The sequence below is a fragment of the Ginsengibacter sp. genome (assembly GCF_057362405.1).
Genome location: NZ_JBMQQG010000161.1, coordinates 1 through 14,647, shown reverse-complemented (window position 1 = coordinate 14,647; position 14,647 = coordinate 1). Strand labels below are relative to the sequence as shown.

Below are 14,647 nucleotides of genomic sequence, written 5' to 3'. Positions count from 1 at the left end.
GTAATTCCTTATAAAGTTTTTTAGAGTCTCCATATACTCTGTTCTGCTTTATGCGGTGGAATAGTTTATCATGATGCAAAAATAAACTTGGCTTATTTTTGAGGATGAATAACAATGAAACGAATTGCGTGCACCCTCTGCCGGGGGAAACGAATGAAAATGGTGCTGTAACGGCCGCGGTATATCCCGCTGTTGCCTACGATTACATTGACGCCGAAACGTTGCGTTATCCCGGCTTTTATTCCACCTATAACCAGGAAAGGCTTGGTAAAATAATCTGTTCTCTCGAGCATGGAGAATGGGGCATGGTTTTCAGTTCCGGCATGGCTGCGATAACTACGGCTATTTTAAGCTTTCTAACCAATGGCGACCATATCGTTTTTTCCAAAGATCTTTATGGGGGCACCTTAAAATTTGCAAATGAAGAACTTCCCAAACGGGGCGTTGCATGCAGTTTTGCTGATGGTAATGCAGACAGTTTTAAAGGAATGCTGCAACACAATACAAAAATTATTTACATTGAAACACCTTCAAATCCTTTGCTTAATATTGTTTCAATTAAAGATGTTTGTGCTATCGCAAGAGAAAAAAATATTATTACCATCATCGATAACACTTTTGCTTCTCCGATAAATCAACTGCCCATTGAAGAAGGCATTGACATAAGTGTACACAGCGGTACCAAATACCTGGGCGGTCACAATGATCTTCCCTACGGCGCTTTGGTTGGCAACAATGTTATTTATAAAGATGCGATTTATAACACAGCCAAAATGTATGGCGGTTCCTTAACTCCCAACGAATGTTATTTAGCTGAACGAAGCTTGAAGACACTGGCACTAAGGATACACAAGCAAAATGAAAATGCAATGCACATTGCTGAATACCTTGAAGGTCATCCATCAATTAACAAAGTATATTATCCAGGGTTGCCTTCACATCCGCAACATGCAATAGCAACGCGGCAGATGAAAGGATTTGGCGGAATGGTTTCCTTTGAGCTGAATAGTGATCTAGATGGAATCAAAAAATTTCAGCAATCTTTAAAGCTCATAAGTCCTGCGCTAAGCCTGGGTGGAGTAGAGAGCCTGGTCTGCTCGCCTGTCTTCACTTCCCACCGTTATTTATCCAGTGAGGAAAGACTTGCCATTGGGATAAACGATAACTTATTAAGGCTGTCTGTTGGAATCGAAAATGCTGCTGATTTAATTGAAGACATTGAACAGGCAATTAAGGAAAGTAATTTTAAGATTTTATAATCTCAGCTTTTGCTTTGCAAGGATAATTCCACATAAAATGGAGTTAGAATTAGCAAGTGCGAAAATAATAACTCCCGTCAACGCATCGTTTTCGGGAGTTTTATACTTATCTTATTCGAGATAACTGATATCAGCGGAGGGAGAGGGATTTGAACCAACCTCATTAATATTTAGAAATCAATTATTTATAAACTACTAATAATATAACTCCATGAATTACTCTATAAAAGTCTTCTCAATTTAAGTAATAACATTCTAAAGTAAAGATAGGTAAATTGAATTTTATTTTTTGATATAAACTGCAAATTAATAAAAATTAATTTATAACGTTAACGTATATTCGAAAAATATAATAATGCTAATTTTAAGCAGCTTCTAAATTCCAATTTGATTCAATTCTTTGAGATTTTTAGATGATTTAACTCCTCTTCGTTTTGACGGAAAGCAAATGCATTTTCAATAGGATAGAAGATCTTTTGCATTTTCTTCAGTAAAAGATAACCTGCTACCAAGTATAAAGATTAACTTGTTTAAATCTAATAACGATAAGTATGGTTATGCTTTTCAAAAGATCATTAATAATACTTTTCTTTCTTCCCTCTTTTTCATTTTCGCAAACCGATTATGTATTTCAACACCTTAGTGCCGAAGACGGATTATTGTCAAACCCACACCTTAATGTATTCCAGGATTCGGAAGGATTTTATTGGTTTACCACGCTTAGTGGCATTCAGCGTTTTGATGGTAAAAACTTTATTACCTATTTCTTCAGTAACGATGCAACGAAAAACAGGACAGCCGATTGGGCGGGTAAACCTATAGAAGATGCAGAGAAAAATATCTGGATTTTAAATGCTGATGGAATAAATATTTATAATAGAATACACAAAATATTTAACCGGTTATATATAAGCGACGCTCAGGACAGTAACAATAACAATGTCATGGCCATTTTAAAAGGTCCACAAAATGATATACGGGTTATCACAAACAAAAATATATTTCAGTATAATTACTCACTGCAAAAATTGGTTTTAATTAATAACATTTTAAAAGATTCTCTTTCAGGTATTGTAACCGCGACGGCAGATTATAGTAAAAAAAAGATTTGGTTACTAATTTCGAAAAATGGACTTTATGATATTGGTTGCTTTGATTATGCCGAAAACAATATCCGTTATCTGGACAATCCTGCCGTCAAAAAATTATTAAGCAATTATAAAGAAGTCGCTTTCTTTAAACTCGACGGAAGTGGTAATATTTGGTTTTCGGATTATTGGGGTTCCCTGGATAAATATAATATCGACACAAAGGCACTTACCCATTATTCAATTTTGATTGAAAAAAGTAGTAAGAAAACGCTGCCGAATTATGCTTCCATCAATGATCTTATTGATGACGGTAACGGAACGGTCTGGTTTGGAGGTCAAAGCACTGGCTTACTAAAATATGATAAAAAGAGTGAAAGCTTTGCCAATATTCAATTCCAAAATGGATCTGAATATGGGTTGCATTATGACCAGGATATATTTAGCTTTTTTAGGGACCGTGAAGGAAACATCTGGATAGATACAGATTTGGGAATCAATATTTTTAATCCCCGCCTCCAGCAGTTCAAATACCTTAATCAAAATCCGGGAGTGCCATCTTCACATTTTAATACAAATATTACTTCCATTTTTGAAAGTAAGGCGAAGGATATTTACATAAGCACCTGGGGAAGTGGAATTTTTAAATACGACAGCAATTTCATTCTTCACAATAATTATGTCTACGATAAGAATAATTCAAACTCCTTTGGTGAACCCTTCAATCGTGCCTGGTCATTTAGCGAGGACGATAAAGGAAAAATATGGGTAGGATCGCAATACGGGATGCTTTCAATCCTTGATCCCGCAACTGGTAAATTTGAGAACAAAATTATTCCTGAATTTGAACATTTCACTATTATGAAAATGGCTGGAGATAAAAAAAATAATTTGTGGTTTGGTCTTTATAATGGGATGCTTGGTAAATGGGATATGGCTTTAGGAAAAATGTCGGTGTTTAAAAATTTATACGGGAAGAGTTTTAAAGAACCAACCATTATTGATGGATTGATGGTAGATAGTATCAATGTCTGGATTGGGACAAGCTCATACGGCCTTAATGGGTTTAATTGGGGTAAATTTATGGTTGATAAAAGAGCAATTTCCTCCCAGCATATTTTTTCACCGTTTGCATTAAACGATTCAATTATTACAGGCGGCACTTCAGGTAAAGGCTTTTTTCTTTATAATAAATTTTCAAAAGAAACAAAATTTTATAATACTACTAACGGCCTGTCTTCAAATATTTCATACGGTGGTATTCCTGATAATTCCAATAATATATGGGTGGTTGCCAGCAATGAAATTGAAAGGATCAATTTATTAGACAATACCATTCTTCATTATAATTTAAATGATGGAATTAAAGATCATGTTTTTTCCAAAGCGTTTTGCAAATTGAAAAATGGCCTCTTAATGGTATCAGCCAATTCCGGCATTATTTATTTTAACCCGGATCGCGTTACAATAAAACCGCCGCCACCCAATGTTGTGATCACTGATTTTAGTGCAGATCAGCAACATTTGTCCGTTGATTCGTTATTGAGAAATAACGATATCTATTTATCATATACTCAAAATGTAGTTGCAATTGAGTTCGCATCAGTTTCTTTTATTGGAAGAAATACGGACCAATACTTTTATCAACTATATGGTACAGATCGCGATTGGGTTTCTGCGGGTACGCGCCGTTCGGTTACTTATGCTAATCTTCCTCCTGGCAAATATGTTTTTAAGGTAAAGGCGAGAAATACAGATGGTATTGAAACTGCCAAAACCACCCTTCTTAAATTTACAATATATCCTCCTTGGTGGAAAACGTGGTGGGCTTATTTGCTTTGGTTTATTATTGTTTCTACCATTGTATATACCGTTTATAATTATAGAAAGCGGGGCCGGCTTGTGCTTGCTAATATGAGGCAAAGAATTGCAAACGACCTACATGATGATATTGGTTCGACGCTCAATAGCATTTCGGTTTATAGCGAAATAGCAAGGCGCGAATTAGAAACCGATTCAGGAAATGCAAAATCATTACTTGAAAAAATGGGCAGCGCATCACGCAACATGATTGATACAATGAATGATATAGTGTGGATGGTAAATCCTAAAAATGATGATTTTGAAAATATTTTACAACGCATGCAATTTTTTGCTGGCGAACTGTTATCGGGGAAAAATATTCTCCTGCAATTTGACGTAGATGAAAAAGTAAAAAGTATAAAGTTGCCGATGGGAAAAAGAAAAAATTTCTATCTCATTTTTAAAGAAGCAATTAATAATATTTACAAATACGCGAATGGAAAAACGGTTAATGTAATAATAACGCAGCAGGCGCAGAAAGTTGTTATGATAATTACTGATGATGGTAAAGGATTCGACACAGCAAATAATATCTCAGGAGGTAATGGTTTGAAAAATATGCAGACACGAGCTAAAGAAATTCATGCGCAATTGAGCATAACCAGTTGGATAAAGAAAGGCACAAGGATAGAATTAAGAGTCCCCTTCAGATAAATGACGAACTACCCGTGTATGTAGTTACTTTATTATAAATTCATTTAAGATTTACATTTCAATGGGAAAAGATATTAACGTTGCAATTTTTGAAGATAATTATTTACTGCGCGATGGTTATTATCAGTTAATTAATGGCATGCCAGGTTTTGCATGCGTTGGAACTTACGACAACGCCGAGGATGTGCTTTTTAAAATACGGCGCAGCACACCCGAAGTTGTGTTGATGGATATTGATATGCCGGGTATAAATGGAATTGAGGCAGTACGAATTATTAAAGAAAACTTTCCCGGCATTCACATCATAATGCAAACAGTCTTTGAAGATGACGATAAAATCTTTCAAGCCATACAGGCGGGAGCCGGTGGTTACATTTTAAAAAAAATTCCGCCGTCTAAAATTCTTGAAGCGATTAGCGAGATATATAATGGCGGGGCACCCATGACACCAATTATTGCAGCAAAGACATTGCAGTTGTTTCGATCTGGCATAAAACAATCCCCTGATAAAAAGCATGTACAGCTTACCGAAAGACAAACTGAGATTCTCGAATCTGTTATGAATGGAATGAGCTATAAGTTAATTGCCGAAAAGCTTTTCATATCTGTTGAAACCGTTAGATATCATATAAAAAATATTTACGAAATCCTGCAGGTGCATTCCCGCTTTGAACTAATAAATAAACACCGCAGGTAAAATCATTCCATCAAATTTTGCAAAAGCCGGTTTTCTCCTTGCTTTCTTTGTTTGGCAAAACTACATATTAGGGTAGTTTAAACTAATCAATCTTAATAGAGGTTTGTGGTAAGCAGTGGTCGGATGTTTCATAGTTGATTACCCGCCATTTTACAAAACTATTTTTATCTAAACTGAAAATTAAAATAAAAGTTCAGGTGGTTACATTAAAAAATTTAAGTATCATATTGTACGTGGCTGTGATTGCAAGTTGTAACTACGTTATAAAAAATGATAAACCAAAAGAGAATGTTGTAAAAATTGATTCAGCAAATGTAATCGCCCTTATTGAGCCTGATATATTGGATACCGGGCAGGTTTATTTTAAAGTAAGTTGTACAAGGAATAAAATGCCCTATATAAATTATGAGGGTAATTATCCGGTGGGATCAAGACTAGACAGCGATTTTACTGTTCAGTTGTGTGCGTCTAAGCACATACTGGATGTGTCGGATATGCTCAATATTGATATTTATACAAAATCAATTACAACTGGCAAATTTCCTTTAATTATTGGCAATGAACAGGGAAAAGCTGCAATGCTTATGACTCCTGTAAAAGATAATTCTTTTACACCTGCAGAAGGTAGTGTTACAATAATGAAATATAATGACTCTGTTATTTGCGGAAAATTCGAGGGCCGCGGAATTGATTATGATAGTAATAAAATGACGATAAGCGGAGTGTTTTTGAATCTAAAATATAAATAGATCGTAAGGCTAAAATTTTTTAAAGAACAAGAAATCTAAAGGATGTATGCACATGAAAGTCTTCATATTATTTCTTATTCTTGGGCTCCAACATAATTCAGCCGATGCACAAATTTTAAAGAGAATAAAAGATGGATTAAAATCTAACGCAGAAAATAAAGCAACAGATAAAGTCAATGAAAAAATTAACCAGGGAATTGACAGCCTGCTCACGCCTCTTCCAAATAAGAAAAAAAGTGGAAATAACAATGCTGATAACGTTGATACTACTCCCAGCAATAATAGTAATCCTATAGCCAATGATGAGGTTGTGGCTGGTAACACTGCCGATACTGATTCTACCAATACTTACAATATTTCTACCGATACCAATGGTTCCGAAAATTCAAATTCTGGTACACCAACCATGCAAGACGGCTATATTTCTCTAAAGACATCCGCAAACGCCACATTTCCGGGCGCATCAATTATTATAAGTGGTGAAAGTGTCATGTACGAAAACTTTAAATCGGTCGGGCTTACAATTCAAGGACCTTATACAGAAGACGCAAAACCAGTGGCTGTTGGTGGTTACACAAAACAATCAAAACAAATTTCTTTAGATAAGGATGGAAAATTTGCCATTAGTTGGAATGTCGGAGGCAATGACGGTCAATTTATTTTAACTGCCACCAGCAGCGATGGTAAAGCAACGATGAGAAAATCGGTTATTGTAAATAGCTGGCCGGATATGAGCGATATAGCTGACAGTAATATTGCACAAACAAATAAGGCATACGATAAATTGGTCAAAAGAGTTGATGAAGTAAAACCAAATGTAAGTGCTGCTGACGCTGCCAATCTCGACAAGGAAATGGCTGACGTGAAAGATAAAAAAGATGCTGCAATCACACTATTTACTTCACTGAATGATGCGACAAAAAAGTTAGGGTTGTTGGTTGCAAAGGGAAATGTGTTACCTCCGAACCTGAGCGCAAATCTTTCAGAATTAAATAAAACTTTATCCTTACAGGCGGGTGATATGGCAAGAATGGATGAATTTACTAACCATGAGCCATCGGATAATACCATTTGCGAATACCTCGTAATGGTAAATGAAGCATGTGCAGCTTTTTCAACCTTTAGTAATTTATATGGAACAACGATGGTTGGCGTTGTAACAAATATCGTTACTGACAAAGGAGTGCCTGCTGCAATGGGCGCTGCTGGTGAAACGCAGGGCAATAACATTGGAAGTGCTGTAGATCCTGATAAGGAAGCTGTTTCAAAAGAAGGCGGAAAATTATATGCGACAGCCCTTGTCGATGCAAAATCATTAAGTAGCAAAATGGGTGGTGCTGGTCTTGCAGGGGATTTACTACAGTCCGTAAGCAGCTACTTTTTAAGAAAATATTGTGGCGTATATGAAGGAACCGTTAAACATGATTACACCGTGATCTTTCGAAATGCTGATCACAAGATATGGTGGAAATATGGTGTAGAAATGGAAGCCACTTTTAGTCTTCGTTATCCTAAAGGTAAAACCGGCAGGATAATAAAAATGAAAGGAAACATTGAAGGGAATGCTACAAAGTTTACTTTTTTCGCTGATGCTAAGGAAGCTGTAAAGGATGAGATGCAGGGAAGAGACAAATATGTAGAGGTAGTTGTTCTTAAGGATTTTCTGCCCCCTGCCATACCCATTGCAACCAGCCAACACGATAAGATGGGTTTTGGAGGCGTAGCAAGGGCAATCGTTACACCGGCTTATTTCAATATTCCAGTTGATGCTGATTATGATCTTGATGGAGAAAAAATTAAGTTGTTTATAAATCCAGCTCTCGTTGACTTTTCACCGATAGTTGAGAACAGGGAATTATACATGGTATTGGCGGTATTGCCACTGGTAAGGTGGATGGAGTATCCAATTTTCAAAGCACAACAAATGATAAAAGGTTCCTTTAAAGAAAAGAACGAGTTTTCTATGTCGGGCGGTAAGACTGCCAATCCAAAATGCGTTGAAAAAGTGACCCGTCACATCGGAAAAGAAACAGATGCCTTTGAAATATTTCTAAATACAACATTTGCTATCCAAAAACAATAGTGAATTTCCGGTTAAGTTTTAAAAAAATTATACATAACGATCAGGAATAAACGAATAAATAAACTGAGGATGGGATTTGAATTTGAAACAGAGATGTACAAAACATTAAAATATTTATGAAAAAAATTTTTCTTTTAGTCATGCTTTATTCATTAATATTTTTTGCAACATCACATGCGCAGGTTGGTGTTGGCACGCTAACACCCAATGCAAGTGCAATCCTTGATGTAAGCGCACCAAATAAAGGGTTGCTTATCCCGAGAGTAAGTCTCACTTCTCTAACTGATGCAACAACTATCGTGAATCCGGTAACAAGTCTGTTAGTGTATAATACAAATATTGCGCTAACAGGAGGGGCGGGATATTTTTATAACAGCGGAACTTCCGGTGCGCCCACATGGTTAAAACTAGCTACTACATCCGGCAGCGGTAGCTCATGGCTTACTTCAGGCAATAGTGGCACAGATACGGCGATAAACTTTTTAGGAACTACAGACGATAAAGCAATAATTTTTCGGGTTAATAATATAAGGGCTGGAACAATTGCTACTAACGGAAATGTAATGGTAGGCATAAACGCAGGAGTTGCAAATGTTACCGGTTATTCAAATACTGCAATAGGATCAGGCTCCTTAAGGCAAAATCAAAACGGCTATGAAAATGTGGCTATTGGTAATTTGTCTCAAACCGGTGTTGGCGGCTTGTCTTCCGGGTTCGATAATGTTTCATTAGGAAATCTATCGATGAATGGAATAACAACAGGAAATTCTAATACAGGCTTGGGTAATGGCGCCTTAGGTGGCATTACTGCAGGAAGCTTAAATATAGGGATCGGTGCGGGAGCAAACGATGGCATTAGAAAAGGGAATGAAAATATTTCAATAGGTTTTTGGGCAGGCCGAACTAATGATACAGCTAACAACAATGTAGCTATTGGCTCGAAAGCTGCCTATTATAATCGAAGAAATAATATAACGGCGGTGGGATACCAGGCTCTTTATAATAATAGTTCTGGTAGCTCAAATTTAAACGAAGGCAACCAGAATACTGCTTTAGGCAACCAGGCCTTATTTAGTAACACTATTGGTAGTAGCAATACCGCCGCAGGATATCAATCACTATATTTTAATAATACCGGTATCCAAAATACCAGCAATGGGTATCAGTCGCTTTATTCTAACACCGCAGGTTTCAATAACGCTGCATATGGAGCGTTGGCTCTTTTTTCTAATACAACCGGCAACTCTAATATTGCTAATGGCGCGGCAGCACTTTATTACAATACAACAGGAAATTCAAATACCGCAAATGGATTTGAGGCAATGTATACTAACACAACTGGTAATTATAATACGGCAAATGGATTTCAATCCCTTTATTCCAATGTTACCGGGAACGATAATGCAGCAAATGGATATCTCTCACTTTACTCTAATACTTCCGGGGGCGCTAATACGGCGACAGGTACTTACTCGTTGACAAGTAACACTACGGGAAATTATAACTCAGGCTATGGATATCGCTCGCTTTCTTCCAATAAGGGCGGATCTCAAAATACCGCCGTTGGGTATCAATCCTTATATTCCAATACCGGCGGAGTTAATAATACTGCATTGGGGGTAAATGCTCTTTTTTCCAATACCGGCGACGCTAACACCGCGACCGGAACTTCTGCGCTTTCGTACAATACTGGAAACAATAATACTGCAACTGGGTTTCAGGCGCTTTACTACAATACTGTTGCTATTGATAACACAGCAGTCGGATATCAGGCACTTTATTCTAACACGACAGGCAGTGGTAATACGGCGTCTGGTTTCCAGGCGTTAAATTCCAACACAACCGGCTATTCCAATACTGCCTTTGGTTACCTTACCCTTAACACGAACACGACGGGGTTCTATAATACGGCTACAGGAATTGTCGCGCTTTTTTCGAATTCAATAGGCCAGGGCAATACAGCTACGGGGTATGCTGCTATGAATAACAATTCAACCGGTAACTATAATACGGCGGGAGGGCAAGGAGCCATTTATAATAACGTAACTGGGGATGGAAATACCGCTTTCGGGTATGGAGCGGATGTTACAGCGGGTAATTTAACCAATGCCATGGCGCTTGGCTTCTTTGCTTCAGTAAATGCCTCCAATAAAGTAGTTGTGGGAAATGCCAGCGTTACAAGTATTGGTGGTAATGTGGGCTGGACAAGCTTCAGTGACGGGAGATATAAACTGAACGTAAAACAAGATGTGCCGGGCTTAGCATTCATTACCAAGTTAACTCCAATTACCTATACTTTAAATGTCAGCGATATTGAAAATAAATTACAGAGTAAGCAGCTTAATCATAAGACATCTAGCGAAAAGCAAAGATCAAGTTCTTTCGGTAATCCTGCTATGACCCAGGCAATACAGGAAAAATCGAAAATTATTTATACTGGATTTATAGCACAGGACGTCGAAAAAACAGCACAGTCAATCGGCTATGATTTTAGCGGAATTGATAAACCAAAAGATGATCAGCAATCATTTTACGGTTTGCGTTATGGTGATTTTGTTGTGCCGTTAGTAAAAGCTGTCCAGGAACAACAGGTAATGATAGACGAACTTAAAACAGAAGTTGAATTACTCAAATCTGAAATTGAAAAACTAAAAACAATAAAACAATAACAATGAAACTAAATAAAAAACACATGAGCTCAAAATCATCGGCAATTAGAGCTTCGCCTTTTAAATTATCATTAATTATTACCTGTGTGGTATTCACATTACTAAGCTACACTGCATGCGATGCCCAATCTATAATAGGCAAATGGCACAGGGGTGGCGCCATTAGTTTTAAAATTGATAAAGTTTCCGGTAACGAAACTGCGGTATTTACACCGGAGCAGCAAAAACAATATGACGAGGCGACTGTCGCAAATGAATATAAAGAGCAGCTTGAATTTAAGTCAAACAATACCTATACCAGCAATGTGTCCGCAAAAGGCAGGCCAGCAACTGAACACACGGGGAATTATTCACTTTCAGGAAATAATTTAGATATGAATATTTCACTTGTGCATAATGAAAAAACCACGATAACTATTAAATCATTAGATGCCACGACAATGGTTTGGGACGTGGTATTTATGGACAAGTTGACAAGGATAACATATAAACGAATTTAACAAGATCGATAATGGAAAATGTAAAACAAATAATAATAGCATCACTTTTCATGTTGTTCACCCCTGGGGTGTCAGCCCAACAATTTTCAAAAGCCGATCAGTCTGTAATTGCCAATTATTCTATTACGGTTGAAAAAGTGAAACAATATATGCTGTTTGAAAAAGGCTTTGGAACCGCCAAAGCCGCTGAACACCAATATGCATCATTAACTCCGCCACGTACGCTGGATGAAAAAATTAATCTTTTAAGTCAATTACCTTCTTTTGTCAAGCTCGTAAAAAGTATAGGCGGTAATTTTCGTGACATAACGCTCACGGGTACCTGTTTGCATATTCTTTTTGTAGCCAATGATCCCAAAAGGCAGGCAAATTTTAAAAAGATGTGTGATATGGGATATGCTGAAAAGCCTTCAGCAGAACAGATGGCTTTCGCGGAAGCCCATCGTGCAGAAATGTTACAGTGGCAGCAACAAATATTGGAATATGGGAAGGCAGAATTATCAAATTGATCTTTCAAACCAATTATATTAATAAAATGAAATCTAAATCATCGATGATCAAAGCTTTTACACTGGAAACTTTACTTGTTTTCTTCTTCATTACAATTGTTTTAACTGGCTTTACAAAATGTGATGAGCAATCTATTGAAGGCAAGTGGAAAGTGATATCAGTAAAGCTATTTTTAAACGCAGGCAACCCGGTTGAACATCCTATACCTCCCAGCGATATATATCAATTTGAGTTTAAAACGGACCATACATATATAGTAACGGTCGGGCCAGGAAGTACATCGACAGGCACATGGTCAGTTTCAGGAAATCAATTGACAATGATAGCGCCTGCAGAGCAAAAAAAAGGATTGAAAGGGAGGGTCTCGAACTTTTCAATTGCTGGTAACAAAATGATAAGAACGGTAATAGCCGAACCTCCCTATAACAAAACACAGTCTAAATCCGAAGAAACAAGTATTAGAACGTAAATAACTTTTTGTTGGGAAAATAAAATATCATCAATCGCTTAAAAATATACAAAATGAAAGTCAAATCAATCTTTTCAGCTTTTTCAATAAAAGCTTTACTTCTTGTTATTGGCATTACAACCAGCTTTGCCGTCTTTAATAAATGTGATTCACAATCTATTGTCGGCAAATGGAAAGGTGTTTCTGTAAAAAATTTTTACAGCGCTGAATATTCTAAACAAATAGGCAAATCAATGGAAGAAAAATTTCCGAAAGATGTTGGTAATTCAGACGTTGAGTATAAATCCGACCACACATTCATAATGAATTTCTCTCCACTTAATAGCTCAGAAGTTACTACTATGAAGGGAACGTGGAGCTTAACAGGGGATCAGTTGAAGTTAACTTTGGAACCCCAATACAATCCCGGCAAGGTGACCACTACTGCTACGGTTACAATTGATGGAAATACGATGATTACTATTGCATTGGTGCCGCCAGGATCCAGACTAATTAAGACAATTTCTACCGGTTCAAGGATGTAGTAGAAGGCGTTTGAAAAAATTAAAAAAATCATTTGCAATATCCTTCTTTGTATTGTTTGCGAAGTCAACTTTGCTGTAATAATATTCAAAAAGAGATCAATCTATTATTTCAAATTATTCTATCGTAATAGAAAAAGTGAACCATTGCAATGATGTTTGAAAATGGTTTTGGTGCGCCAAAAAGGTAGTGAATCAAGGTATTTTAAATTTGCCTCGGAAAGACGATCTCACAAATTAACGAAATGCAATCGAAATTGTCAACTGCAAAATCCTTTTTATTTAAAGCCCTCCTTATTTTTGGCTGCATAATAAGCGTGGACAACTTTAATAATTGTGATGCGCAATCTATAGTCGGAAAATGGAACCAGGTTTCTACTAAAATGTCTCTCACTGCTTTAGGAGTGAAAACACTTGGCAAACCATTCATCCTAACTCAAACGGCCTCTTTTGGCAGTGTCGTAATGGAATTCAAGGCTGATAATAGGTTTATGGAAAAAGCGGATGTCGCAAGTAACGCTAGTTCGGTAACCGTTACAGGCACATGGTCTCTTGAGGGTGATCAATTAAAAACTAAATTAGATCCCAAACAACGAGACCCAAAAAACAATCCAAAAGAAATTGCTCAGTCAGAAAACATTACTGTAACAGTTACCGGAAATACGTTAATAATTATTACTGCTATTCCACCAGGGGAAAATCAAGAAATTATTCAAAAGGAAGATACTTACATAAAAATGTAAAAAGGATTAGTAATATTTATTTAGACGAAGATTTCTTAGCCTTTTTTAAGTTCTCCGGCTGCTTTTCTTTTTCACCGGCAAGCCGATATAGCAATTTCTGCTCAGCAATTTCATGCTCAGCCTGGACGACATGGTTTATAAAATCACCTTCGTCCAAATCGTATAGACTATCAGTATAATAAGTAAGCTTTAATAAACTTGCATTATTATCTGCTTTCCAATATCTATATTTAATATCATTTGCTTCAAGTACGTTTTTCTCGTTATGACAATTGATCCATCCATAAGCTAACAATAAGGCAATTATAGACAAACTAACGGTCACCCATACTAGCTTGTGAAAATGATGAATGTGTTTAACGTGACCTGGCTCAAGATTACCTAAGTTTAATCTTAAGAGATTCATTTCTTTTGAGAAAACATTTAATTTTTCGTTGTGGTTGTTCAATTGAGAAAATGAACATTTGAATTTCGGCCCGCAAAGATTTGAAGTTCTGAAGTGCCTGTTTTTGCAAAACCTCATCATTACTTGTATTGCTTTCTTTTAACAAAGCAATTTCCAAAGATTCCAGTTTCTCTACAATCGTTTGTAATAATATTTCACTCATAACTTTTCATTTTTATAAATGCAATCTTCTTGATTTTTTCTTTACACGCTTCTTTTCCAAAAATGGCATTTGCATTTGTAGATGTTGCTTTTGCGGTTTCATTAACAGGTCTAATAAATTTTTATTATGGCCATGATACTTTTCAGTTTGCTGATGCTCATCCTGAAAATATTGTTTTGATTTTGTGAGTTCTGGTGTTGGGTTGAGAATATCTTTTATTTTCTGTTGTTGAAT

14 protein-coding genes are annotated in these 14,647 nt (G+C 36.6%); 11 read left to right on the top strand and 3 right to left on the bottom strand.

Features of this window, described 5'->3' with window-relative positions; translation table 11 throughout:
* Positions 1–104 precede the first annotated feature (104 nt).
* From ACO1O5_RS13455 to ACO1O5_RS13405, 11 genes are all read left to right on the top strand, one after another.
* A complete protein-coding gene (locus tag ACO1O5_RS13455; protein WP_486271023.1) occupies positions 105–1,259 on the top strand; it encodes a trans-sulfuration enzyme family protein in 1,155 nt (384 codons plus the stop codon).
* Positions 1,260–1,810: 551 nt separating this feature from the next.
* Entirely contained in the window at positions 1,811–4,864 is a 3,054-nt protein-coding gene (locus ACO1O5_RS13450; RefSeq protein WP_486271021.1) for a ligand-binding sensor domain-containing protein, read from the top strand.
* A gap of 61 nt (positions 4,865–4,925) precedes the next feature.
* Entirely contained in the window at positions 4,926–5,561 is a 636-nt protein-coding gene (locus ACO1O5_RS13445; protein WP_486271019.1) for a response regulator transcription factor, read from the top strand.
* A 197-nt stretch (positions 5,562–5,758) separates the two neighbouring features.
* Entirely contained in the window at positions 5,759–6,310 is a 552-nt protein-coding gene (locus ACO1O5_RS13440) for a hypothetical protein (protein WP_486271017.1), read from the top strand.
* Between the two features lie 52 nt (positions 6,311–6,362).
* A complete protein-coding gene (locus ACO1O5_RS13435) occupies positions 6,363–8,393 on the top strand; it encodes a hypothetical protein (protein WP_486271015.1) in 2,031 nt (676 codons plus the stop codon).
* Between the two features lie 116 nt (positions 8,394–8,509).
* Positions 8,510–11,062 carry a beta strand repeat-containing protein gene (locus ACO1O5_RS13430; protein WP_486271013.1) on the top strand — a complete coding sequence of 851 codons (2,553 nt, stop codon included), beginning with the start codon at positions 8,510–8,512 and terminating at the stop codon, positions 11,060–11,062.
* 2 nt (positions 11,063–11,064) lie between these two features.
* A complete protein-coding gene (locus tag ACO1O5_RS13425; protein WP_486271011.1) occupies positions 11,065–11,562 on the top strand; it encodes a lipocalin family protein in 498 nt (165 codons plus the stop codon).
* Positions 11,563–11,573: 11 nt separating this feature from the next.
* Positions 11,574–12,071, top strand: coding sequence for a hypothetical protein (locus tag ACO1O5_RS13420; protein WP_486271009.1), 498 nt, complete (start codon positions 11,574–11,576; stop codon positions 12,069–12,071).
* A 26-nt stretch (positions 12,072–12,097) separates the two neighbouring features.
* Positions 12,098–12,541, top strand: a complete 444-nt coding sequence (locus ACO1O5_RS13415) for a lipocalin family protein (protein ID WP_486271007.1) — start codon at positions 12,098–12,100, stop codon at positions 12,539–12,541.
* 53 nt (positions 12,542–12,594) lie between these two features.
* Positions 12,595–13,065, top strand: coding sequence for a lipocalin-like domain-containing protein (locus ACO1O5_RS13410; RefSeq protein WP_486271005.1), 471 nt, complete (start codon positions 12,595–12,597; stop codon positions 13,063–13,065).
* A gap of 254 nt (positions 13,066–13,319) precedes the next feature.
* Complete coding sequence (locus ACO1O5_RS13405; RefSeq protein WP_486271004.1) at positions 13,320–13,805, top strand: lipocalin family protein; 486 nt, start codon at positions 13,320–13,322, stop codon at positions 13,803–13,805.
* A 16-nt stretch (positions 13,806–13,821) separates the two neighbouring features.
* Here ACO1O5_RS13405 and ACO1O5_RS13400 read toward each other — a convergent pair whose 3' ends face one another.
* The 3 genes from ACO1O5_RS13400 to ACO1O5_RS13390 all read right to left on the bottom strand — a co-directional run.
* Positions 13,822–14,211, bottom strand: a complete 390-nt coding sequence (locus tag ACO1O5_RS13400) for a hypothetical protein (protein WP_486271002.1) — start codon at positions 14,209–14,211, stop codon at positions 13,822–13,824.
* Positions 14,183–14,413 carry a hypothetical protein gene (locus tag ACO1O5_RS13395; RefSeq protein ID WP_486271000.1) on the bottom strand — a complete coding sequence of 77 codons (231 nt, stop codon included), beginning with the start codon at positions 14,411–14,413 and terminating at the stop codon, positions 14,183–14,185. The genes ACO1O5_RS13400 and ACO1O5_RS13395 overlap by 29 nt, the downstream gene beginning before the upstream one ends.
* Positions 14,414–14,425: 12 nt before the next feature.
* On the bottom strand, positions 14,426–14,647 hold a 222-nt coding region (locus ACO1O5_RS13390), incomplete at its 5' end, for a hypothetical protein (RefSeq protein WP_486270999.1).

What these genes read in the sequence shown, in the direction of transcription:
- ACO1O5_RS13415 (WP_486271007.1), top strand. Translation starts at nt 12,098, where the DNA reads ATGAAATCTAAATCATCGATGATCAAAGCTTTTACACTGGAAACTTTA.
- ACO1O5_RS13400 (WP_486271002.1), bottom strand. Translation starts at nt 14,211, where the DNA reads ATGAATCTCTTAAGATTAAACTTAGGTAATCTTGAGCCAGGTCACGTT.
- ACO1O5_RS13445 (WP_486271019.1), top strand. Translation starts at nt 4,926, where the DNA reads ATGGGAAAAGATATTAACGTTGCAATTTTTGAAGATAATTATTTACTG.
- ACO1O5_RS13425 (WP_486271011.1), top strand. Translation starts at nt 11,065, where the DNA reads ATGAAACTAAATAAAAAACACATGAGCTCAAAATCATCGGCAATTAGA.
- ACO1O5_RS13420 (WP_486271009.1), top strand. Translation starts at nt 11,574, where the DNA reads ATGGAAAATGTAAAACAAATAATAATAGCATCACTTTTCATGTTGTTC.
- ACO1O5_RS13395 (WP_486271000.1), bottom strand. Translation starts at nt 14,413, where the DNA reads ATGAGTGAAATATTATTACAAACGATTGTAGAGAAACTGGAATCTTTG.
- ACO1O5_RS13430 (WP_486271013.1), top strand. Translation starts at nt 8,510, where the DNA reads ATGAAAAAAATTTTTCTTTTAGTCATGCTTTATTCATTAATATTTTTT.
- ACO1O5_RS13450 (WP_486271021.1), top strand. Translation starts at nt 1,811, where the DNA reads ATGGTTATGCTTTTCAAAAGATCATTAATAATACTTTTCTTTCTTCCC.
- ACO1O5_RS13455 (WP_486271023.1), top strand. Translation starts at nt 105, where the DNA reads ATGAATAACAATGAAACGAATTGCGTGCACCCTCTGCCGGGGGAAACG.
- ACO1O5_RS13435 (WP_486271015.1), top strand. Translation starts at nt 6,363, where the DNA reads ATGAAAGTCTTCATATTATTTCTTATTCTTGGGCTCCAACATAATTCA.
- ACO1O5_RS13410 (WP_486271005.1), top strand. Translation starts at nt 12,595, where the DNA reads ATGAAAGTCAAATCAATCTTTTCAGCTTTTTCAATAAAAGCTTTACTT.